At 68.1% G+C, this 19,693-nt stretch carries 19 protein-coding genes; 8 read left to right on the forward strand and 11 right to left on the reverse strand.

Annotation, left to right across the window (positions count from 1 at the left end):
• Positions 1–128: 128 nt before the first annotated feature.
• The 4 genes from QM714_RS14875 to QM714_RS14890 form a co-directional block, all read right to left on the reverse strand.
• Positions 129–893, reverse strand: coding sequence for a Fic family protein (locus QM714_RS14875; RefSeq protein WP_415101913.1), 765 nt, complete (start codon positions 891–893; stop codon positions 129–131).
• Positions 894–1,108: 215 nt separating this feature from the next.
• A complete protein-coding gene (locus QM714_RS14880) occupies positions 1,109–2,053 on the reverse strand; it encodes a carbohydrate ABC transporter permease (protein WP_415101915.1) in 945 nt (314 codons plus the stop codon).
• Positions 2,050–2,913 carry a carbohydrate ABC transporter permease gene (locus tag QM714_RS14885; RefSeq protein WP_415101917.1) on the reverse strand — a complete coding sequence of 288 codons (864 nt, stop codon included), beginning with the start codon at positions 2,911–2,913 and terminating at the stop codon, positions 2,050–2,052. The genes QM714_RS14880 and QM714_RS14885 overlap by 4 nt, the downstream gene beginning before the upstream one ends.
• 108 nt (positions 2,914–3,021) lie before the next feature.
• Positions 3,022–4,374: an ABC transporter substrate-binding protein gene (locus tag QM714_RS14890; RefSeq protein WP_415101919.1), complete on the reverse strand. Its 1,353-nt coding sequence runs from the start codon at positions 4,372–4,374 to the stop codon at positions 3,022–3,024.
• A gap of 168 nt (positions 4,375–4,542) precedes the next feature.
• Between QM714_RS14890 and QM714_RS14895 the strand changes: the two genes are divergently transcribed.
• The 4 genes from QM714_RS14895 (at position 4,543) to QM714_RS14910 (ending at position 9,407) form a co-directional block, all read left to right on the forward strand.
• Positions 4,543–6,534 (forward strand): beta-galactosidase, encoded by a 1,992-nt coding sequence (locus QM714_RS14895; RefSeq protein ID WP_415101921.1) that lies wholly within the window; start codon positions 4,543–4,545, stop codon positions 6,532–6,534.
• On the forward strand, positions 6,534–7,343 hold the full coding sequence (locus QM714_RS14900; RefSeq protein ID WP_415101923.1) for a DeoR/GlpR family DNA-binding transcription regulator: 810 nt from the start codon (positions 6,534–6,536) through the stop codon (positions 7,341–7,343). Before QM714_RS14895 ends, QM714_RS14900 begins: the two co-directional genes overlap by 1 nt.
• Positions 7,344–7,428: 85 nt before the next feature.
• Positions 7,429–8,598: a hypothetical protein gene (locus QM714_RS14905; protein ID WP_415101925.1), complete on the forward strand. Its 1,170-nt coding sequence runs from the start codon at positions 7,429–7,431 to the stop codon at positions 8,596–8,598.
• Positions 8,595–9,407 (forward strand): hypothetical protein, encoded by an 813-nt coding sequence (locus QM714_RS14910; protein ID WP_415101927.1) that lies wholly within the window; start codon positions 8,595–8,597, stop codon positions 9,405–9,407. Before QM714_RS14905 ends, QM714_RS14910 begins: the two co-directional genes overlap by 4 nt.
• Positions 9,408–9,459: 52 nt before the next feature.
• Here the strand turns inward: QM714_RS14910 and QM714_RS14915 are convergent, their stop codons facing one another.
• Positions 9,460–10,617 (reverse strand): pyridoxal phosphate-dependent aminotransferase, encoded by a 1,158-nt coding sequence (locus QM714_RS14915; protein WP_415103038.1) that lies wholly within the window; start codon positions 10,615–10,617, stop codon positions 9,460–9,462.
• A gap of 19 nt (positions 10,618–10,636) precedes the next feature.
• On the opposite strand from QM714_RS14915, the gene QM714_RS14920 reads away from it, so the two are divergent.
• Positions 10,637–11,392 carry a class E sortase gene (locus QM714_RS14920; protein WP_415101929.1) on the forward strand — a complete coding sequence of 252 codons (756 nt, stop codon included), beginning with the start codon at positions 10,637–10,639 and terminating at the stop codon, positions 11,390–11,392.
• A gap of 58 nt (positions 11,393–11,450) precedes the next feature.
• Positions 11,451–12,023: an RNA polymerase sigma factor gene (locus tag QM714_RS14925; protein WP_415101931.1), complete on the forward strand. Its 573-nt coding sequence runs from the start codon at positions 11,451–11,453 to the stop codon at positions 12,021–12,023.
• Here QM714_RS14925 and QM714_RS14930 read toward each other — a convergent pair.
• Entirely contained in the window at positions 12,008–12,361 is a 354-nt protein-coding gene (locus tag QM714_RS14930) for a hypothetical protein (RefSeq protein ID WP_415101933.1), read from the reverse strand. The genes QM714_RS14925 and QM714_RS14930 overlap by 16 nt on opposite strands.
• Here QM714_RS14930 and QM714_RS14935 point away from each other — a divergent pair.
• On the forward strand, positions 12,333–13,178 hold the full coding sequence (locus QM714_RS14935; RefSeq protein ID WP_415101935.1) for a hypothetical protein: 846 nt from the start codon (positions 12,333–12,335) through the stop codon (positions 13,176–13,178). The two genes, QM714_RS14930 and QM714_RS14935, sit on opposite strands and share 29 nt — an antisense overlap.
• A 108-nt stretch (positions 13,179–13,286) precedes the next feature.
• On the forward strand, positions 13,287–13,817 hold the full coding sequence (pyrE, locus tag QM714_RS14940; RefSeq protein ID WP_415101937.1) for an orotate phosphoribosyltransferase: 531 nt from the start codon (positions 13,287–13,289) through the stop codon (positions 13,815–13,817).
• Positions 13,818–13,915: 98 nt separating this feature from the next.
• On the opposite strand, the gene QM714_RS14945 is transcribed toward pyrE, so the two are convergent.
• From QM714_RS14945 to QM714_RS14965, 5 genes are all read right to left on the reverse strand, one after another.
• Entirely contained in the window at positions 13,916–14,074 is a 159-nt protein-coding gene (locus tag QM714_RS14945) for a hypothetical protein (RefSeq protein WP_415101939.1), read from the reverse strand.
• 30 nt (positions 14,075–14,104) lie between these two features.
• Positions 14,105–14,929 (reverse strand): DUF4097 family beta strand repeat-containing protein, encoded by an 825-nt coding sequence (locus QM714_RS14950; RefSeq protein WP_415101941.1) that lies wholly within the window; start codon positions 14,927–14,929, stop codon positions 14,105–14,107.
• 168 nt (positions 14,930–15,097) lie between these two features.
• The gene (locus QM714_RS14955) at positions 15,098–15,649 is read right to left on the reverse strand and encodes a pilus assembly protein HicB (RefSeq protein WP_415101943.1); all 552 of its coding nucleotides are present in this window, start codon (positions 15,647–15,649) and stop codon (positions 15,098–15,100) included.
• Positions 15,650–15,738: 89 nt separating this feature from the next.
• On the reverse strand, positions 15,739–18,714 hold the full coding sequence (locus QM714_RS14960) for a heterodisulfide reductase-related iron-sulfur binding cluster (RefSeq protein ID WP_415101945.1): 2,976 nt from the start codon (positions 18,712–18,714) through the stop codon (positions 15,739–15,741).
• 163 nt (positions 18,715–18,877) lie between these two features.
• A complete protein-coding gene (locus tag QM714_RS14965; protein WP_415101947.1) occupies positions 18,878–19,657 on the reverse strand; it encodes an IclR family transcriptional regulator in 780 nt (259 codons plus the stop codon).
• Positions 19,658–19,693: the final 36 nt, after the last annotated feature.

The raw sequence follows: 19,693 nt of genomic DNA on the forward strand, positions 1-19,693 counted from the left end.
TCCCCACCCCCCACCCGCCGACCCGGTGTCGATCGACACCGGGTCGGCGGGTGTCGGTGCGGTTGAACGCCGACCCTGGGGAAGTCTGCCTCTGGTACTACTAGGCATCAGGCTTGTTTGTCGAAGCCTCACTGCAGTGCTCGCCGGATCTCGCCGACAAGAGTCGGGTACGGATCCTCGAGGGGCTTGCGCTGCGCCCTTAGCTCGGCCTGGATCTGCCGGAGCGGTTCGCCAGCCACATAGTGGCGACCGCGCCGCTCTCCTCGTGCTTCCAGCAGGCCGGTGTTGGCGGCGTTGACTAGGTCGCGTGTCGCGGTACGCTCGTCGAGCTCGGTGAGTTTCACGTACGACGGCCTGGTCACGCGCAATCCGATCAACGCGTCGAAGAGTGCCGCACCGAGCCGTTCATCGAGCCGGTGCTGACCGACCAACTCGTCGATCTTGCGCCACTGGACCTCGGCCTCGTCGAAGCGACGGCGCATCGTCTGCGCGTGCATGTGGTGAGCGCGTAGGTTGAACTTCACCCACAGCGTGGCGTCGTTGCTGGGGTTCCAGGCGCCGCGTCCGGTGGCGGCGAGAACGTCGTAGTAGTTCTGGGTGTTGTTGCCGAGCCACTCCTCGATGCTGGAGAAGGTCGGCTCGACCACCTGGTCCTGCGCGAGCACCATCGTCTGGAGAGCCCGGGCCATGCGTCCGCTCCCGTCGCGGAACGGATGGATCATGACGAGATTCAGGTGAGCCATGGCCCCGCGCACCAGTGGGTCATCGGCCGTCGGTGTCGACAGTGAGTGGGAGAGCGCTCGCATCAGCTCGGGCACCTGGTCACCATCTGGGCCGACGTAGACGTTGACGCCGCGTTTGTCGTCGCGGACGAAGATCTCCTTCGCCGACACGTCCTTGGACTTCGGCCGTGGCGCGTCCTGGAAGCTGTGTCAGGCCGGCGGGTGTGAGTCCCGTCCCGGTAGGCGCCGGAGCGCCGGGTAGCAGGCTTCGGTCGTTGGGAGAGATCCTTGCGGCTGGGTGCAGGAGACGTCACACTCACCCCCCAGCCCCGCGGCTGACGGGGCCGAGCAGCCGCTGACGGGGCCGAGCCGAGCTGCGCTGACGGTCAGCCCTTGGTGGAACCGAGGGTCAGGCCGGAGACGAACTGCTTCTGCAGCACGAAGAAGACGATCAACACGGGCAGGGCGACCAGCACAGAGCCGGCGGCGACGAGGTTGGTGTCGGTGAAGAACTGGCCGCGCAGGTTGTTCAGTGCGCTGGTGACGGGGAACTTGTCGCCCTGCGAGAGCAGCACGGTCGCCCAGAAGAACTCGTTGTAGATCCAGGTGACCTCGAGGGTCGCCAGTGCGGCCAGCGCCGGACGGACCAGGGGCATGGTCATCTGCCAGTACTGCCGCCACACATTGGCGCCGTCGAGCTCTGCCGACTCGTAGATCTCATGCGGGATCGTCTTCATGTAGTTGCTGAGCACGAAGGTGCAGAAGCCCAGTTGAAAGGCGACGTTGACCAGGATCAGGCCCCAGAAGTTGTTGAGCATGGTGCCGCTGTCGCTCATCCAGTAGGGGACATGGATCTCGCGGAACATCTTGAACACCGGGATGAGCAGCGCCTGTGGCGGTAGGAGGTTGGCGGCCAAGAAGAAGCCGAGCAGCGCCAGGTTGAACTTGAAGCTGTAGCGGGCGAGCACGAACGCGACCAGTGAAGCCAAGAAGAGGGTCAAGAACACCGCCGGGATCGTGATGATCAGCGAGTTCTTGAAGTGCAGTCCGAACTGTCCCTGCTCCCAGGCCTGCTGGTAGTTGTGCAGCGTCCAACCGCCGAACGAGAGATAGCCGTGCTGCTGGGTGTAGTTGTAGTCGCGGAAGGAGTTGATGACCGCCCAGAGCAGCGGGAACAGCCAGAGCAACGACAGCACCAGCATGATGACCGTCGCGATAGTGCCTCGGGGTCGGTTGAGAACGCCGCCCTCGACCCGCTTGGAACTCTTGGCCCTGATGCCGGAGACCTCGGCGCCAACCGGGGCGGGGAGTGCCTGCAGGTTGTCGTTCACGAGCGGTCCTCCTTGAAGACGATCCGCAGGTAGATCGCGATGAACACCGAGGAGATCACCATCATGATCACTGCCAGGGCCGAGCCGAACCCGTAGCGGCTAGCCTCGCCGATGACGTTCTGACTGACCAGCGCGGCGATGATCTCCAGCCCGTTGCGGCCCTTGTTGACCACCCAGACCAGGTCGAAGGCGCGCAGCGACTCGATGACGACGATGACCAGGACTATCAGATTGATCGGTCGCATCACCGGGAAGATCACGGTGAAGAAGGTGCGCGTCTCACTGGCGCCGTCCACTGCGGCGGCCTCACGCAGGGTGTAGTCGACGCTCTTGAGGCCGGCGAGGTAGAGCAACATGATGTAGCCGGTGTGCCGCCATCCGGTCGCGACCAGGACCGCCCAGAGATTGATCTTCGGATCACCGTACCAGTCGATCTGGGTGCCGAGGACGTCGTTGAGCAGCCCTTGATCACGCGAATAGAAGAGCTGCCAGATGAAGCCGATCAGCGCGAGGGAGAGCACGACCGGCAGGTAGAAGGCCGTCTGGTAGAAGCGGCTCCCGCGCATGTCCTTGTCGAGGACCACGGCCAGGAACACGCCCAAGATGGTCGGCCCGACGAAGAGGAACACCAGCCAGATCAGGTTGTGGCGCATCGCCGGCCAGAACGGCGGATAGATCGTGAACGCGTCGTGGTAGTTCTGCCAGCCGACCCATTGGATCCGGTCGACGCCGCCGATGCCGTTCCAGTTGCCGAACGACAAGATCACCGAAGCGACGGCGGGCAGCCAGACCAACCACAGCACCAGGATCGCGGGGATCAGCACCATGGCGGCGATGACGAGCCGATCATTGAGCGGCATCCGTCGCCCACGTCGTGACGGAGGGGCCGATCGGCCCTGGTGGGGTGATGCTGTGGCAGGCGTCGTCATCGGACCCTCTCCGTCACGTCGTGGTGGTGGCGTTGGACGTCAACTCCCAAAGATAGAGACCTTCTGCTCCTGGATGCTCTTGGTGAGGCCGTCGATGTCGTCGGGCTTCTTCAAGAAGGTCTGGATGGAGGGGATCATCACCGTCGAGGCGAAGTCCGTGTTGGTGTCGCGGTCCAGGAACTGTGCGATGTGTGCGGCCGCATTGACCACCTCGACCGACTTCAACTGCAAGGCCGAGTAGGTCTTGGTGCTGGCGTTCGCGTTCGCGGCGATCATCGGTGCGTCGGCCGCGTTGTTGGCGGCGTCTTGGGCTTCGGCGGTGCCGAGGAAGGCGAGCATCTTCTTGCCTTCGTCGGGGTTCTTGGCTGCGGAGGAGAGACAGAAGCCGTCGATCGGGGCGTCCAGAGCGTCGGCGCCGATCGAGGAGTCGATCTCGGGGAAGGTGAAGAAGTCGATGTTGTCGACGTCGTCGGGGATGGCGTCACCGACGAAGGTGCCGAGCAGGTACATCGCGCATTCACCCTTGCCCATCGAGGTGGCGGCCTCTTGCCAGGTGCGGCCCAGTGGGTCGGCCTGGTGGTAGGTCAAGAGCTCGGCCCACTTGGAGAAGACCGCCTTCACCTCGCTGCTGTCCCATGCCTCCTCGCCGTGCATCAGGCTCATGTGGAAGTCGAAGCCGTTGATGCGCATGTTGAGGATGTCGAAGGTGCCCATCGCCGGCCAGCCGTCCTTGTCGCCAAAGGCAACCGGCGTGATGCCCTTGCCCTGGAGCGTCTTGCAGACCTCGATGAAGTCGTCGAGGGTGGCGGGCTCCTCGATCTTGTTCTTGTCGAAGACCTCCTTGTTGTAGAACATCGCCCACGGGTAGTAGTCGTAGGGCACCAGATACTGCTTGTCGTCGCTGGAGGTCGAGGCCTCCTTGAAGGCGTCGCTCATGCCGTCGATCGGCCAGAGGTCGGTGAGGTCGCCGAGGAGGCCGTCCTCGGCGAACTGCTGCATGCGGTAGCCGGCGAACCAGGTGAACACGTCGTCCGGGCTGCCCTGCAGGTAGGTGTTGATGTTCTCCTGGAAGGTGTTGTGGTCGACGTAGTTGCCGGTCACCTTGTCCCCGGACTTCTTGGCCCAGGCGTCGGCGAAACCCTTCATGCGTTGGTAGGCCGGCCCGGAGTCCTTGGCCTCGTTGGCGCCGAAGGTCACGGTGCCGGTGCTGCCGCCTCCGCCGCCGCTACCGCCGCCGGAGTCGCTGCTACAGGCGCTGAGCAGGCCGGGGGCGGTGAGCACTGCGCCACCGGCGGCCGCCGAGCGCAAGAAGTTTCGCCGCGTGGCGGCCATCGTCACGCGTGCGGACGGGGGGATGATCAGGCCGGACTGGGCCTCGGGGTGGCGGTTCATGGGTCCTCCGGATCCACAGAAACGAACAGGTCGTTTCGCATCTTTCAACCGCACTCGATCAATGTCAAGGCGAATCTGGACCGATATCGAACTGAAATCAACACACAGGAATCCAACAGTGTTGGTTAGTGGTTGACTATGAGCGATTGCGGGTGAACAGTGTTCGCTATGCCTGCTCCTCTCCCAGCTCTTGCGCTCGGCGGTGACTACAACCCGGAGCAGTGGCCGCCCGAGGTGCTCGCCGAGGACGTCTTGCTGATGCAGGAGGCGGGGGTCAATCTGGTCACTGTCGGGGTGTTCTCGTGGGCCCTGTTGGAGCCCGAGCCCGGGCACTTCGAGTTCGGCTGGCTCGATGACGTGATGGACCGGTTGCACGCGGGCGGGATCCGAGTCGACCTGGCGACCGCCACCGCTTCGCCGCCCCCCTGGCTGACCCGAAGCCACCCGGAGATCCTCCCGGTTCTGGCCGACGGCACCACGCTGTGGCAAGGCGGCCGCCAGGCCTACTGTCCGAGCTCACCGGTGTTCGCCGAGCACTCGCTGAGGCTGTGCCGCGCGATGGCCGAGCGGTACGCCGACCACGACGCGCTCGCGTTGTGGCATGTCAGCAATGAGCTGGGGTGTCACAACGCGCTCTGCTACTGCGACGTGAGCGCCGAGGCGTTCCGCCGCTGGCTGACCGACAAGTACGGCAACATCGACACGCTCAACCACGCCTGGGGGACCGCCTTCTGGTCCCAGCACTACGCGTCCTTCGACGAGATCCTCCCTCCGCGGACCGCTCCGACGTTCCCGAACCCGACCCAACAGCTCGACTTCCACCGGTTCAGCTCCGACCAGCTGCTCGCCAACTTCGTCGCCGAGCGGGACCTGCTGCACGAGCTGTCGCCCGGTGTTCCGGTGACTACGAACTTGATGGTTATGGAGCACACCCGGAACATGGACTACCTCGCCTGGGGGCCCGAGTTGGACGTGGTCTCCAATGACCACTACATGCTGGCCGAGTTGCCTTCGGCGCGAGCCGAGCTGGCGTTCTCCGCCGATCTGGTCAGGGGCGTGTCACGCGGCCGGCCATGGATCGTGATGGAGCAGTCCAGCAGCGCCGTCAACTGGCAGCCGCGCAACCTCGCCAAGCGGCCCGGCGAGATGCTTCGCGCAAGCATGCAGCACGTCGCACGAGGCGCCGACGGGATCTTGTACTTCCAGTGGCGGGCCTCCCGCGCCGGCGCCGAGAAGTACCACTCCGCGCTGGTCCCGCACGCCGGCACCGACTCCCGACTATGGCGAGAGGTCGTCGAGATGGGCGCAACCCTGCGGGCCGTCGCCGAGGTCGCCGGCAGCACCTCGGACAACCAGGCCGCGATCCTGGTGGACTGGGACGCCCGATGGGGTTGCGAGCTCGACTCCCATCCCAGTGTCGATGTGCGCTACCTGGACCGTCCCCGCGCCTTCCACGCCGCACTGACCGCTCGAGGCGTGGGCGTGGACGTGGTCCACCCGTCGACCGACCTGTCGTCGTACTCCCTCATCGTGGTGCCCACGCTCTATCTGTGCACCGACGCCGTCGCCGAGTCGGTGGCCGCGGCGGCCGAGGGTGGCGCGACGGTCGTGGTGACCTACTTCAGTGGCATCGTCGACGAGAACGACCACGTCCGGCTGGGTGGATATCCGGGTGCGTTCCGTGAGTTGCTCGGAATCCGCACCGAGGAGTTCCGGCCCCTGCTCGCGGGGGACTCGGTGCACCTCGACGACGGCACGACGGCAGACGTGTGGACCGAGCATCTCGGCCTCGCTGGCGCCGAGGCCGTCGTGAGCTATCTCGACGGGCCGTCAGCAGGACTCCCCGCCGTCACCCGGCGCGCGGTGGGCAGTGGCGCGGCGTGGTACGTCGCCACGCGGACCGACGCCGTCGGCACCGAGCGGTTGGTCGACGCGGTCCTTGTCGAGGCTGGTGTCCGACCGGTCGCCGAGGTCCCCCCGGATGTCGAGGTCACCCGCCGCCGTGCCGCGGACGGCCGCAGCTGGGTGTTCGTGATCAACCACACCGAGCAACCGATCAGGGTCGCTGTCGCGGGGCACGAACTGGTGACCGACACCGAGTGCGGCGCCGGCGGTTGCCAGGTCGAGGCAGGGGCGGTCGCCGTCATCCGGGAGGTGTGATGCTGGCGGTGCAGCGGCGAGCGGCGATCCTGTCCGAGCTGGAACGGAAGGGGATCGTCCGGGTCAGCGAGTTGGTGGTCATGTTCGGTGTCTCCGACATGACGATCCGCCGCGACCTCACCGCCTTGGAGCGGCAGGGCATGCTCCACAAAGTGCACGGTGGCGCGGTTCTCTACGCCGAGCCGTCCACCTCCGAGCCCGGCTTCGAGGCGAAGTCGGCCCGCCGGCTTGCCGAGAAGGAGGCCATCGCCGCCCGCGCGGCCACCCTGGTAGCACCGGGTTCGGCGATCGCGGTCTCGGCCGGCACCACCACGCACCTCTTCGCGCGTCATCTCGTGGACATCCCCGACCTGACCGTGGTGACCAACTCGGTCTGGGTCGCCGACGTGCTGTATCGCTCGGCGTCGGAATCGGTGACCGTGCTGCTCACCGGCGGGCTGCGCACTCCGTCCGATGCCCTGGTCGGTCCCATCGCGATCTCGGCCCTGCGTTCGCTTCACCTGGACACGGTGTTCATGGGTGTGCACGGGATGGACCTTTACTCGGGTTTCAGCACTCCCAACCTATTGGAGTCCGAGACCAACCGGGCCATGATCCGCAGCGCCCGCCGGCTCATCGTGCTGGCCGACTCCACCAAGTGGGGAGTGATCGGGCTGAGTTCGATGGCCGAGCTTTCCGAGGCGTCGACGATCATCACCGACACTGGCCTGCCCAGAGCGGCGCTCTCCGCACTGGATGAGTACGCCGACGAGGTCGTCCTGGTCGAGCCGTCCCCCTCGGTGCCACAGGTGTCGCCCGACCAGGGCTGACGCGGCGGGGCTGACGCGGCACGAGCGATCGGGAGATCGCTTGGTCTCGGCACGCGGGTGACCGGATCCGTGGTCCAATGTTGAGGTGCCTGACGCGAGCAGACGACCACCGCAGGTCACGATGGCCGCCTGGACCATCGTGGCCGGTTCCGTCGTGGTCGTGCTCAGTGGCTTCGAGACGATGGCGGCGCTGCACTCGCTGGAGATGCGCGAGACGATCGAGCGGTTCTTGGCGCAGCCTCCAGGCTCCGATCTCGGCCTGGGCGTGGATGGCGTCCGCGGTGTTGTCCACGCGGCCACCCTGGTGGCGTCCGCCTGCGCCGCGGCGGCTGCGATCTTGGGCTACCAGGTGCTGCAGCGCAATCGCGCAGCCCGGATCGGGCTGACCGCACTCGCTGTGCCGCTGTTCGTCGCCGGATTGATCACCGGGGCCTTCTTCTCCTCCCTGGTCGCCGCCGCGTCGGCGATGCTGTGGGTCTCGCCTGCTCGGGAGTGGTTCGCAGGCACCTGGCGACCGGTGCCACGAGAGGCGCCGCCGTCACCAGCCGACCGACGCGGCAAACCGGGCGACCTGCCCCCGCTGCCCGGTCCACCTCAAGCCGGTCCACCTCAAGCCGGTCCGCCCCAAGCCGGTCCACCTCTGGCGACCGGTCCACGACCGACCGTCGGCTACGGCACGCCCGAGGCCGACGCAGCTCCGCCACCCGGGGCACCACTGTCCCTGTCACCCCAGGGCCCCTATCAACATGCCTACCAAGGCGGACACCGTCTCGGCTACCGTCCAGTCCTCCCTCCAGCCCGACCCGCCGCGGTGACGCTTGCCTGCGTCGTGACCTGGATCTTTGCCGGTCTGACCACCGTGCTCAGCTTCGCGATGGTCGCGATGATGCTGGTCGACCGGCGTCTGCTGCTGGACCAGATGAATCGCCAGAGCTCCGACCTGGTCGACCAGGGCATCTCCGAGGACACCCTGGCCACCACGATCGTGATCGTCGGCACCATCATGCTGATCTGGTCGGTGCTCGCTGTCGTGCTGGCGGGCTTCGCCTTCGCCGGCCGTTCGTGGGCACGCCTGGCATTGCTGGTCTGCGCCGCGACCGCCGGCGTGGCGATGCTCATCTCGGTGGCGGCCGGGCAGGTGGTCGTCCTGGTCCCACTCGCCGCAGCTGCAGCGACCGCCTTCGCCCTGAACCGGCCGGAAGTGAAGACCTGGTTCGCGCAGGTGCGACAGCTCCGTGGTGGAATGGCACCATGAGCGAGCAACCGCCTTCGGGCGAGTCAGACCCCGCCCGCTCGGACCCTCCCGCACCGGCGGAGCCGCCGGCCGAGGGCCAGCCTTACGGGCAGCCGCAGCAGGGGTATCCGTCGCCGCCGGCGTATGGACAGCCCTACGGCCAGCCACCGTCGCCTGGTGAACAGGCCGTGCCCCAGGCCCCACCGCCGTACGGCCAGACCTCCCCTGCTGAGCAGCAACATGGCCAACCCCCCTACGGCCAGCAGGACTACGGCCAACCGCAGTACGCCGCCCCCTCGCCCTACGGCCAGGTGCCATATCCGGCTAATCCGTACGCCGCCTATCCGGGCGCGGCGACGGACTTGGAGCGTCGGCCGAGCGGCGTCACGGTTGCCTGCCTGAGCGCCATCGTGCTCTCCTCGATCACCGCGCTGCTGATGCTGCTCGGCCTGTTCGGGGTGCTTGCCTCGCGGGACGCGGTCGAGGACGAGATGATGAAGAACAGCGAGTTCCGCGAGCTGGACATCTCCACCGGCGACGTGATCGCGATGATCACGGTCGTCTTGGTGGTGCTGATCATCTGGTCGTTGATCACGGTGCTGTTGGGCGTGCTCACGATGCGACGCTCCAACGTGGCGCGCATCCTGCTGGTGGTCTCGTCCGCCGTCGTGGCGCTGCTGTCCTTGGTGGGCATCACCAGCGTGGTCACAGCGATCTGGCTGATCGGCGGGATCGCGGTGATCGTGTTGCTGTTCGTCGGTGACGCCAACAGGTGGTTCTCCCGCAAGTCACCATCGACGCCGGCAGCGCCGGGCTACCTGCAGTACTGACGACGCGCTGACCCCTGACGCCGGGTGGCTCTGACGCCCGGCGGGCCGACGATCAGGAGAAGAGATCGGCCGCGGCCAGGCGGCGTACGCCTTCCTCGATCACGTCTCGGTCCTTGCAGAACGCCCACCGCACCAGATGGCGACCGGCGTCCGCGTCGTCGTAGAAGGCCTGGGCGGGGATGGCAACCACGCCGGCGCGCTCCGGCAGGGCGAGGCAGAGCGCACGCCCGTCCGGCCAGCCGAAATGGCTGGTGTCGGTCATCGCGAAGTAGGTCCCCTGGGGGATCCGCGGGTCCAGCCCGGCCGCCTTGAGCCCCTCGCAGAGCAGATCCCGACGGAGCTGGAGATCCGCAGCGAGGCGCTCGGGGAAGTCGGGCTCCTCGTTGAGGGCCAGAGCCACGGCTGGCTGCAGGGGCGCGCCGGAGGTGAAGGTGAGCCACTGCTTGGCGGCAAGCACCGCGGCGACCAGCTCTGCGGGGCCGGTGGCCCAGCCGACCTTCCAGCCGGTCAGCGAGTAGGACTTGCCGACGCTGGAGAGGGTCAGGGTGCGCTCGGCCATCCCGGGCAGGGTCGCCAGCGGAACATGCGAGGAACCGTCGAAGGTCAGGTGCTCGTAGACCTCGTCGCTGATGACGACCAGGTCGTGTGCGTGGGCGACGGCCGCGATCGCGTCCAGCTCGGCTCGATCGAGCACGGTCCCGGTGGGGTTGTGTGGCGTGTTCACCAGCATGAACCGGGTCTTCTCGCTCACCGAGGCCCGCAGCTCGTCGGCATCTAGGCGGAAGTCGGGCGCACGCAAGGTGACGGGTCGCCGGATGCCTCCGGTCATCTGGAGCATCGCGACGTAGGAGTCGTAGTAGGGCTCGAGCACGATCACTTCGTCGCCCGGGTCGACCAGGCCGAGGAGCGCTGCCGCGATCGCCTCGGTGCAGCCGGTGGTGACGACGACCTGGGTGTCCGGGTCGAGCTCGAGACCGTAGTGGCGTCGTTGATGGGCCGCCACCGCCTGGCGCAGCGCGGGGACACCTGGGCCGGGTGCGTATTGGTTGGCGCCGCCCTCCAGCGCTGCGACTGCCCGGGTGATCACACTGGCCGGCCCGTCGGTGTCCGGGAAGCCCTGGCCGAGGTTCACCGCCCCGGTGCGGACGGCCAGCGCGGACATCTCTGAGAAGATGGTCGGCGCGATGCCCTGAAGTCGCTCGGCACGCATGCGGACCACGGTAACGGTCATGGGGGGGTGGATCGAGGTGGTGGTCACTCCCGACGGCTCCTCCGACGACTCCTCGCTGTCGTCGCCGGCGCTGCAGTCGGGTGAGGCGTCGCCCGGTCCACGCCGTACCTCTCGACAACGGCTGCTGACCGCCATCGGGCTGCTCCTGGTGGGCGCTGGCCTTGTAGTGCTCGGCTGGGTGGCCTGGCAGCTGTGGGGCACCAACTGGATCTCCCAACGGCACCAGGCCGAGGCGGTGGAGTCCGTACGTCGACAGTGGGCGAACGGGCAGGACTCGGCGCACGTCGACGCAGGTGTGGTCACCGCAGTGATCCGGATCCCGCGGTTCGGCAAGGACTACGAGGTGCCGGTGCTCGAGGGCACGTCCGACGAGGCGCTCGCCTCGGGGTTCGGCCACTTCAGCGACACCGCCCGGCCTGGCCGGGTCGGCAACTATGCGCTCGCGGGGCACCGGATCACCCACGGCCAACCTCTTCGGGAGATGCCGGAGCTGCGACCGGGGGACAAGGTCATCGTCGAGACGCGGCGAGCGACGTACACCTACGTGTTGGACACACCCGGCGACGGACTGATCGTGCCCTTCACCGCGACCTGGGTGCTCGATCCGCTGCCGACCAACCCCGACGGCGGCGTCCAGCCCGACCAGGCGCCGGGCCAGCGACTGATCACCCTGACGACCTGCTCCGAGCTGTTCCACACCGACAACCGGATGATCGCCTTCGGCCATCTGGACTCGGTCTCCCGGCGCCGGTGACACTCGCGCCGTTTCGCCTCGGGTGCAACGCATCGTGGTGACGCTGCATAAACAGGATGTGACCACCCCATCTCGTGCAGCGTCTGACGCGGAGATCCTGCGCCGATCGCGCCTCGACGCTGCGGCGTTCGGGGAGCTGTTCGACCGCCACGCCGCCGCCGTGCACCGTTTCCTGGTGCGCAGGATCGACCGGCGTGCCGCTGATGACCTCCTCTCGGAGGTCTTCTTGCATGCACTCGAGGCGCGGGCCCGCGTGCGACCACACGAGTCCGGCTCGGCGCTGCCGTGGCTGTATGGCATCGCGCGCAACGTCATCCGCAGCCACCTCCGCTCGCGTGACCGCCCCGGACTTGCCGCCGAAGACGAACACGTCGACTGGGACGCTGTCGACGACCGACTCGATGCGGGCATCCTCGCCCGCGACTTGCGTCATGCGCTCTCGACTCTCACCGGCATCGAACGCGAAGTCCTGCTGCTGGTCTCCTGGGAGCAACTGACCATCACCGAGGCCGCCGCAGCACTCGGGATCTCGACAACGGCGGCGAGAAGTCGCCTGCATCGCGCACGAGCGCGCGCGACCGCCGCGCTCGCGGCGATGCCCAACGCGACTCACCCTCAGGAGACATCATGAACACCGGACAGGCCAGTTCCGATCTCGATCGTCTGCTCACCGCCAGCAGCGAGGTCGATCCCATGGGCAGCGACCTTCTTGTCGCCACCCGTGCCGCGATCCTTGCCGAAGCAGATGCGACCACCGCACGCGCCGTGAAGGTCGTGCGGCTGCGGCGACGCCACCGCAGACTGACCGCCGGCGTCGCTGTGGCGGCCGGGGTGGTGGCTGGCACCGTGGTGTCCCTGGGACAGCACCGAGCTTCCCGTCGCTCCCGCCGCGGACCCGAGCCGGCACGCACAGGCGCCAGTTGAGCCGAGCTTCACCACGGTGGCGCAGGTCATCGACGCCGCAGCCATCGCAAGCTCCTCGGTCGATCCGACCGCCTCGCCCTACTGGAAGGTCGTCACGAGCTGGGACTGCGCCGGCATCGCCAACGCTGACGGAGCTGACCGGCCGGCCGGATCGACGTGCCAGAACACGATGTGGACCGGCAACGGCCGCCCAAGCGTGCTCGAGGACATCAACGGCGAGGTGCGGCAGATTCCCCAGGGAACCATCGAGATCGACGGCCGGACCCTCACCTGGGAACAGGTCAACAACCAGACCTGGACAGACGCCCAGGTCGCCACGATGGTGGCCGACAACGAGACATCGACGAAGGCTGACCGGGCCCCCTCGGGCTACTACGTGTTCAAGAACGCCATCGGCTTGCTCACCTACACCCCGGCCTCTCCCGCCATCCGGAAGCAACTATGGCAACAGCTCGCGAAGGTCCCGGGGGTCACCTTCGACGGTCGCGCCACCGATGCCCTGGGCCGCTCCGGCTGGCGGCTCACCTGGGGGAGCCAGGACGCGGGACAGGAGTCGATCATCATCGACACCACGACCGGCATGCCGCTCGAGCAGAGTGATCAGGCGGCAGGGGTGAAGACCCCCAACGTGACGACCATCGTCTCCGCTGGACCGGCGGACAGCGCTCCCGCGGCGCCCAGCGCCAAGGAGCTCCGCCAGCAGAAGCTCGCCCAAGCCCGGGCGTGCGGGATCATCCCCCAGTCCGTGTCGGAGTCCGCGTCGGCGCGCCAGCAGTTGCGGCCGGTCCGGATGCCACACCTGACCAAGAAGCAGCAGTCCTGCCTGAACTCCGGTGAAGGCACTCTTGCCTCGGTGAACTAAGAACAAGCCCCTACTGGCGCGCGTTCTAGCGCCTGCGAGATAGTACGGTCCCGATTGGCTGGTTTCCCTGGCTCAGGGCAGCCAACCGGGACCGTACTATCTGAAGGCATGACGACGGATGCCGACCTCGCCCGTGACATCGATGCCTGCTGCAGACTGACCGGGGAGTTCACGCTGAGGTCGGGTCAGCGAGCGGCGGAGTACTTCGACAAGTACCTCTTCGAGTCCGACCCGGTCCTGCTCGGCCGGGTCGCCGACCAGATGGTCGATCTCGTGCCCGCTGGCACCGAGCTGCTAGGTGGCCTCGAGCTCGGGGGCGTCCCGATCGCGACCGCGCTCAGCGCCCGCACGGGGCTGCCGGCGCTGTTCGTGCGCAAGACCGCCAAGGAGTACGGCACCTGCAAGCTCGCCGAGGGCGCCGAGGTCGCCGGCCGGCGGGTGACCCTGGTCGAGGACGTCATCACCACCGGTGGCGCCGTGCGTGATGCCACCCGGGCTCTGCGCGGCGGGGGCGCCATCGTCGAGGTGGTGCTCTGCGCGATCGACCGCTCCCCCGAGGGCGAGAATCCGCTTGCCGATGTCGGCCTCGTGGTACGCCCGGTGCTCACCAAGACCGAGTTGGACGCCGTACGCCGATAGCGTCGCCCAGGGCGTGCAGAGGACGTTCGCCCCGCCGGGCGACCGGGGAGGGTCGGCGCCGACGGGGCGAACGGCTCGGGTGCCTTGCTCGGCGTGGGTCAGCCGTCCAGGTGGTCGGCGACCTTGCGGAGCACGTCGGCGACCTGGCTGCGGCGCCGGGGCCGAGGGATGGAGTGGGTCGGCGCGGTCCGCTCGCTGATGCGCAGGCGAGCGATGCGCTCGATCTCGGTGGGTGAGTCGTAGAACGAGGTGTGCATGGTGGACCTCCTGGTCGGTCTAGTGGTGGGTCAGCACTGCCGTAGGGCGATGTCGCCGCTGACGGTCTTGGCGCGGAGCTCGAGGTGGTCCTGGCCGGGGCTGGGTTCGCCGGTGCTGGCCAGGTTGGAGCTGATATCGCCGGACACGGTGGAGATGTCGGTCCAGACCGGCAGGCCGGAGGGCACGCCGACCTGGACATCGCCCGAGGCGCTGGTGGCGACGACCCGCCCCGCCTGAGCGGTGCCGAGCAGGAGGTCGCCGGAGCCCGAGGTCAACGACACCTCGCCGCAGCACTCGGTCACCGACACGTCAGCGGAGCCGGTCTTCACCACAGTCTTGCCCTCGACATAGTCGGCGGCGACGTCGCCTGATCCCGTGGACACCACGGTCGAGGACTCACATCGCCCGATCCGGACATCCCCCGAGCCGGCCTTGGCGCGCAGGTGGGAGACGGCGTGCTCGATGGTGAGGTCGCCGGAGCCGGACTCGACGACGAGCGGCCCGGTGGCGGTGTCGAAGGTGATGTCACCCGAGCCGCTGCGCAGCCGACAGGTGGCGAAGGTTCCCTGCGCGACGGTGTCGGCGGACCCGGTGCGGGTCTGCACGTCGGAGCCGTCGGGCAGCACGACGAGCACATACACCTCGGGCTCGCGGCCCAAGAAGCCGGTTCGCTGCCGCGGTGCCACCACGCTGATCAAGCGACCGTCCTGGCTGACCGCCACCTGGTCGGCATCGGGTCCGGTCAGCTCGACACGAGTCTGCGCGGTCGTGGTGGTGCGCAGCTCGACCTGGCCTTTCCCGATCGACACCAGCAGCTGGATCGGTTCGGGAGTCTCGAAGGTGTAGTCACTCATGACGGTCCTGCTTTCGCGGGTGGTGTTCTTGTGGTGTCTTCTGGTGCGTTGGCTGGTGCTGCGGTCTAGTGGCGCGGCGGCCTAGGCGTACGGCGGCGCCGTACGGCGTGGTTCGGCAGCCGGATGGCGGCCTGCCGATCTGGGCCGGTCCGGAGAGGGGTGGTGCGGTCAGACCCAGCCGGTCATTCGGCGGCTGCCTCGCTTGCCGGGCTTGCCGGTGAAGGGATCGAGGTTGTCGAGGAAGGGAATGCTGGACAGGTCGATGTCGACGTTGACGGCGTGGTCGTTCGTCGCGCTCCGGACCACGTTGACCAGCCAGGTGTTCAAGCTCTGGCCGGCCTTGGCGGCGTTGTCCTCGGCCTTGGTCTTGACCGACTCCGGTAGGCGGAGGGTGATCCGGGCCAGGCCTCCCTCGTCGACCTCCTCCGCCCCGGCCGCCGGAGACGACGGGGGAGCGGGCGGGGTGGGTGGCAGGGCCGTGCTCGAGTCGACGACGAAGTCCAACTCGCGGCCGTTCAGCCGCACCTCGACGCAGCCGCTCGGCAGCTCGGTCGTGATTTCGGCGGCCGCCTGGGAGATCGCCTCCATCATGGCTAGGCGGGCGGCCGGATCGAGGGCCAGGGTCAGTCGTTCGGCAGCACGGCGCACGTCCTCGTCGCCGGCCTCCCCCGCCGCGACGAGGTCCCGGCGGAGTGAGTCGAGGTACGGCGTGATGTCCACGTGCACCACTGTGACACCAATTTGATGTCAAATCAAGAGTAAAGTGGCGTCATCCGGTTGGGTTGACGACGTCATCCCGTCCGCCGAGGTCAGAGGTCGAACAGTGACCCGGCGTCGTTGATGTCGGCGTCGGCGCGGGGCTGGTGGCCCTCACCAGGCTCCTCGCTGACCTCGTCGACCTCGGTGGTCTCCTCGGCGGTGGCTTCGTCGACTTCGGCGACCGCCGCCTCGGCGGGTGCCGCAATGTCGAACAGGGAACCCGGTGGGATCGCGGCCGCAGGAGTCGGTCCGGACGGTTCGGCAGGAGCAGCGGTCGCTACGTCGTCGACGTCGAGGATCGTCTCGGGGTCGTCGGCCGGCTCCGGATCGGCGGCGGTCGGCGCTGGAACGTCGAAGAGGGATCCCGGCGGGATGGCCGATGCCGGAGCCGCCGTGGGCTCGGCTGCCGGGACGTCGAACAGGGAGTCGCCACTCGGTGCTGCCGGGGCAGCGGCCGGATCTGGGGCCGGCTCTGGGGCGGGGGGCGCGATGTCGAAGAGCGAGCCGCTGGGGGCCGCCGCCGGCTCGGCGGGCTTCTCTTCGACCGGCGGTGTGATGTCGAACAGGGAACCACCGGCAGCAGGTGCCGCGGGAGCTTGCTCGGTCGGTGGTGCGACGTCGAACAGCGACCCACCCGACGCCGGCGCGGCCGGCTTCTCCTCCGCTGGCGGGGCCACGTCGAACAGCGACCCGCCCGACGCTGACGCGGCTGGCTTCTCCTCGGCTGGTGGCGCTACGTCGAACAGCGACCCGCCGGCGGCCGGGGCAGGCTCGCTCAGGTCGGGCTGGGCCGGAGCAGCGGTGGCAGTGGCTGCGGGCGCCGCCGGGGGTGCCGCGGTCGTCGTACTCCCCGAAGCCGCAGCGGCGACGGAAGCCTCGCCCTTGACGGAGGCGAGCAGCATCTGCGCGACGTCGAGCACCTCGACCTCGTCTCGCGCCGTCCCGCTGGCCTTGGCAGCGGTGAGTCCGTCGGAGAGCATCACCCGGCAGAACGGGCAGCCGACCGCGATCTGGTCGGCGCCGGTGGCGACCGCCTCGTTGGTGCGGTTCTCGTTGATCCGGGTGCCGATGGTCTCCTCCATCCACATCCGCGCACCGCCGGCGCCGCAGCAGAAGGAGCGCTCGGAGTTGCGCGGCATCTCGCGGAACTCCGCACCCGGAAGGATCGAGAGCAGCTCGCGAGGAGGGGAGTAGACCTGGTTGTGCCGGCCCAGGTAGCACGGGTCGTGGTAGGTGATCGACCGCTTGGTGGCACCGGCGCCGGAGGCGACCGGGGTCAGCTTGCCCTCCCGCACCAGCCGGTTGAGCAGCTGGGTGTGGTGGACCACCTCGAGCTCGATGCCGAGCTGGCGGTACTCGTTCTTGAGCGTGTTGAAGCAGTGCGCGCAGGTGGTGACGGCCTTCTTGACCTTGAACTCTCCGAAGGTCTCGATGTTCTGCTGTGCCAGGCCCTGGAAGACGAACTCGTTGCCGGCGCGCCGCGCGGAGTCGCCGGTGCAGGTCTCACCGTTGCCGAGCACACCGAAGGAGACTCCGGCGAGATGCAGCAGCTCGGCGACGGCTTGGGTGGTCTTCTTGGCGCGGTCCTCGTAGGCGCCCGCGCAGCCGACCCAGAACAGCCAGTCGACCGACTCCAGCGACTCCAGGTCCTCCCCGACGACGGGGATCTCGAAGTCGAGACCCTTCGCCCAGTCCATCCGGGCCGACGGGGACATGTTCCAGGGGTTGCCGCGGTTCTCCATGCCCTTGAACAGGCCGTTGAGCTCGGCGGGGAAGTTCGACTCGACCAGCACCTGGTAGCGGCGCATGTCGAGGATGTGGTCGACGTGCTCGATGTCCACCGGACACTGCTGCACGCACGCGCCGCAGGTCACACAGGACCACAGCACGTCGTTGTCGACCACTGCGCCGCCGGTGGGTGCCCACGGGTCGCCTTCGGTCTCGCCGACGAGTGGCCGCTCGGCCTCGGAGAGCACGGCGCTGGGCAGCGACTCGCGCTTGGCTTCATCGGCGAGCAGGTAGGGGCCCTTGTGGTAGGCGTTGTCGCGCAGCGCCATGATGAGCAGCTTCGGCGAGAGCGGCTTCTCGGTGTTCCACGCGGGGCACTGGGACTGGCAGCGGCCGCACTCGGTGCAGGTCGCGAAGTCCAAGATGCCCTTCCAACTGAAGTCCTCGGCCGCGCCGACGCCGAACGTGGTGTCCTCGTCGAGGTCGTCGATGTCGTCGAGCGTCACCGGCTTGCCGCCCGATATCAGCGGCTTGGCGGCACCCAGCGCGATCGGCTGCCGCTTGAACAGCACATTGATCGGCGCGGTCATGATGTGCAGGTGCTTGGAGTGCACCACCTCGATCAAGAAGACCAGCATTACGCCGATGTGGAGCAGCAGTCCGAGTCCCTCGAGAAAGTGGAGGGTTCCCTCACCGAGGCCGTCGAGCATGCGGCCAACCGCGTTGGAGACGAAGGCACCCGAGTTGTCGAAGTTGCCCAGCGCAGAGGCTGCGCCCCGGAAGAGGAAGAGCGTCCAGACCACGTTGAAGATGAAGAACAACACCAGGTAGGCGCCGAACTCGTGGGAGCCCTTGAAGCGCGACTTGCGACCCAGCTTCGCCGGTGCGTTGCGGATCCGGATGGTCGCGAACACCACGATGCTGACCAGCACCGCCAGCGCGATGGCGTCCTGGGCGAACCCGAGAATCCACCAGTGCCCGATGATCGGGATGGAGAAGTCATCCGGGCCCAGCATCACGCCGTACGCCTCGACGTAGACGCTGCCGAGGATCACGAACGCCCAGAAGGTGAAGAAGTGCGCGAGGCCCGGCACGGTCCACTTCAGCAGCCGACGCTGGCCGAGGACCTCGACCGCCTCGGTCTTGACGGCTCGGCCGAGCCGGCCGGTGACGCCCTCGATGCGATCGGGTGCAGGCTGGCCGTTGCGGATCAGGCGGAAGAGGAACCACAGTCGACGCGCCACGATCGGCAGCGCGACCAGGTTCAGCAGCAGCCCGAGGATCAGCACAACGTTCACGAGTCACTCCGAGGTGCGTGCGGCGCAGCAGTCGGGACCGCCCCGACCCGGCAGACGATACGGAATGCCGGGCCCGGATTCAGCACCAGGGCCGGTGAGGAATCTCCCAGGTGCGGGCTGCACGGCAAACAACGGTGCGGGATCTCCAGGCCCGAGCGAAGCTCTAGGTCTCGCTGATGGTCGATCCGCCTCCGATGCGGCGGGAGAGTTGCGCCGCTGTGCGTCGCACGGCGTCTGCCGCTGCCGCCGGATCCGGCGCGCTTGCCGTGGGGAAGGTGACCGCGACACCGGCCACGGGGTGCCGGTTGTGGTCCAACGCCGCAGCGGCGACGCTGGCGAAGCCGGGGGTGACCTCGCCGTCCTCTCTCGCGTAGCCGCGCTGCCGGGTGTCGGACAGGAGGGTGCGCAGGGCCGAGAGGCTGCGGGGACCGACGTCGTGTCGGACCACGAACGCGCCAGCGTCGGGGTAGAGGGCACGCACCTGCGCTGCCGGCAACGCGGCCAGGATGGCGCGACCGCTCGCGGTGAGGTGGGCCGGCAGCCGGACGCCGACCTCGGTGACCAGCAGCGGACGGCCGGCGATGCGCTCCTCGACCACGTAGAGCACGTCTCGTCCATGCAAGACAGCGAGGTGGGCGCTGTGCCCGGTCTCGTCGGCCAGCGCGGCGAGCGGTCGACGCGCGATCCGCTGCAGCGGCCCCTGTCGGGCATAGCCGCTGCCGACATCGAAGGCCGCGACCCCGAGGCCGTAGCGATGCTCGTCGGGCAGGTGCACCACGAAGCCCTCGTCGATCATCGCGTTGAGCAGGTGGTAGGCGGTGGAGCGGGGCAGGTCGCACGCCCGCATCACGCGATCCAGCGGCACCGGGTCCGGCTGGCTGGCCAGGAAGCGCAGCACGCGCAGAGCCCGGGTCGCTGCCGGCACCTGATTGTGGCTGCCCATGAAGCGCATCGTAGAGAGGTGAGGGCCGTCCTGGAT

The sequence above is a fragment of the Nocardioides sp. genome, assembly GCF_047602075.1.
Lineage (GTDB): Bacteria > Actinomycetota > Actinomycetes > Propionibacteriales > Nocardioidaceae > Nocardioides.

Coding starts and splice junctions, on each gene's coding strand:
- QM714_RS14890 (WP_415101919.1), bottom strand. CDS start 4,374: ATGAACCGCCACCCCGAGGCCCAGTCCGGCCTGATCATCCCCCCGTCC.
- QM714_RS14895 (WP_415101921.1), top strand. CDS start 4,543: ATGCCTGCTCCTCTCCCAGCTCTTGCGCTCGGCGGTGACTACAACCCG.
- QM714_RS14920 (WP_415101929.1), top strand. CDS start 10,637: ATGGGGGGGTGGATCGAGGTGGTGGTCACTCCCGACGGCTCCTCCGAC.
- QM714_RS14915 (WP_415103038.1), bottom strand. CDS start 10,617: ATGCGTGCCGAGCGACTTCAGGGCATCGCGCCGACCATCTTCTCAGAG.
- pyrE (WP_415101937.1), top strand. CDS start 13,287: ATGACGACGGATGCCGACCTCGCCCGTGACATCGATGCCTGCTGCAGA.
- QM714_RS14900 (WP_415101923.1), top strand. CDS start 6,534: ATGCTGGCGGTGCAGCGGCGAGCGGCGATCCTGTCCGAGCTGGAACGG.
- QM714_RS14930 (WP_415101933.1), bottom strand. CDS start 12,361: ATGGCTGCGGCGTCGATGACCTGCGCCACCGTGGTGAAGCTCGGCTCA.
- QM714_RS14950 (WP_415101941.1), bottom strand. CDS start 14,929: ATGAGTGACTACACCTTCGAGACTCCCGAACCGATCCAGCTGCTGGTG.
- QM714_RS14945 (WP_415101939.1), bottom strand. CDS start 14,074: ATGCACACCTCGTTCTACGACTCACCCACCGAGATCGAGCGCATCGCT.
- QM714_RS14965 (WP_415101947.1), bottom strand. CDS start 19,657: ATGGGCAGCCACAATCAGGTGCCGGCAGCGACCCGGGCTCTGCGCGTG.
- QM714_RS14885 (WP_415101917.1), bottom strand. CDS start 2,913: ATGCCGCTCAATGATCGGCTCGTCATCGCCGCCATGGTGCTGATCCCC.
- QM714_RS14910 (WP_415101927.1), top strand. CDS start 8,595: ATGAGCGAGCAACCGCCTTCGGGCGAGTCAGACCCCGCCCGCTCGGAC.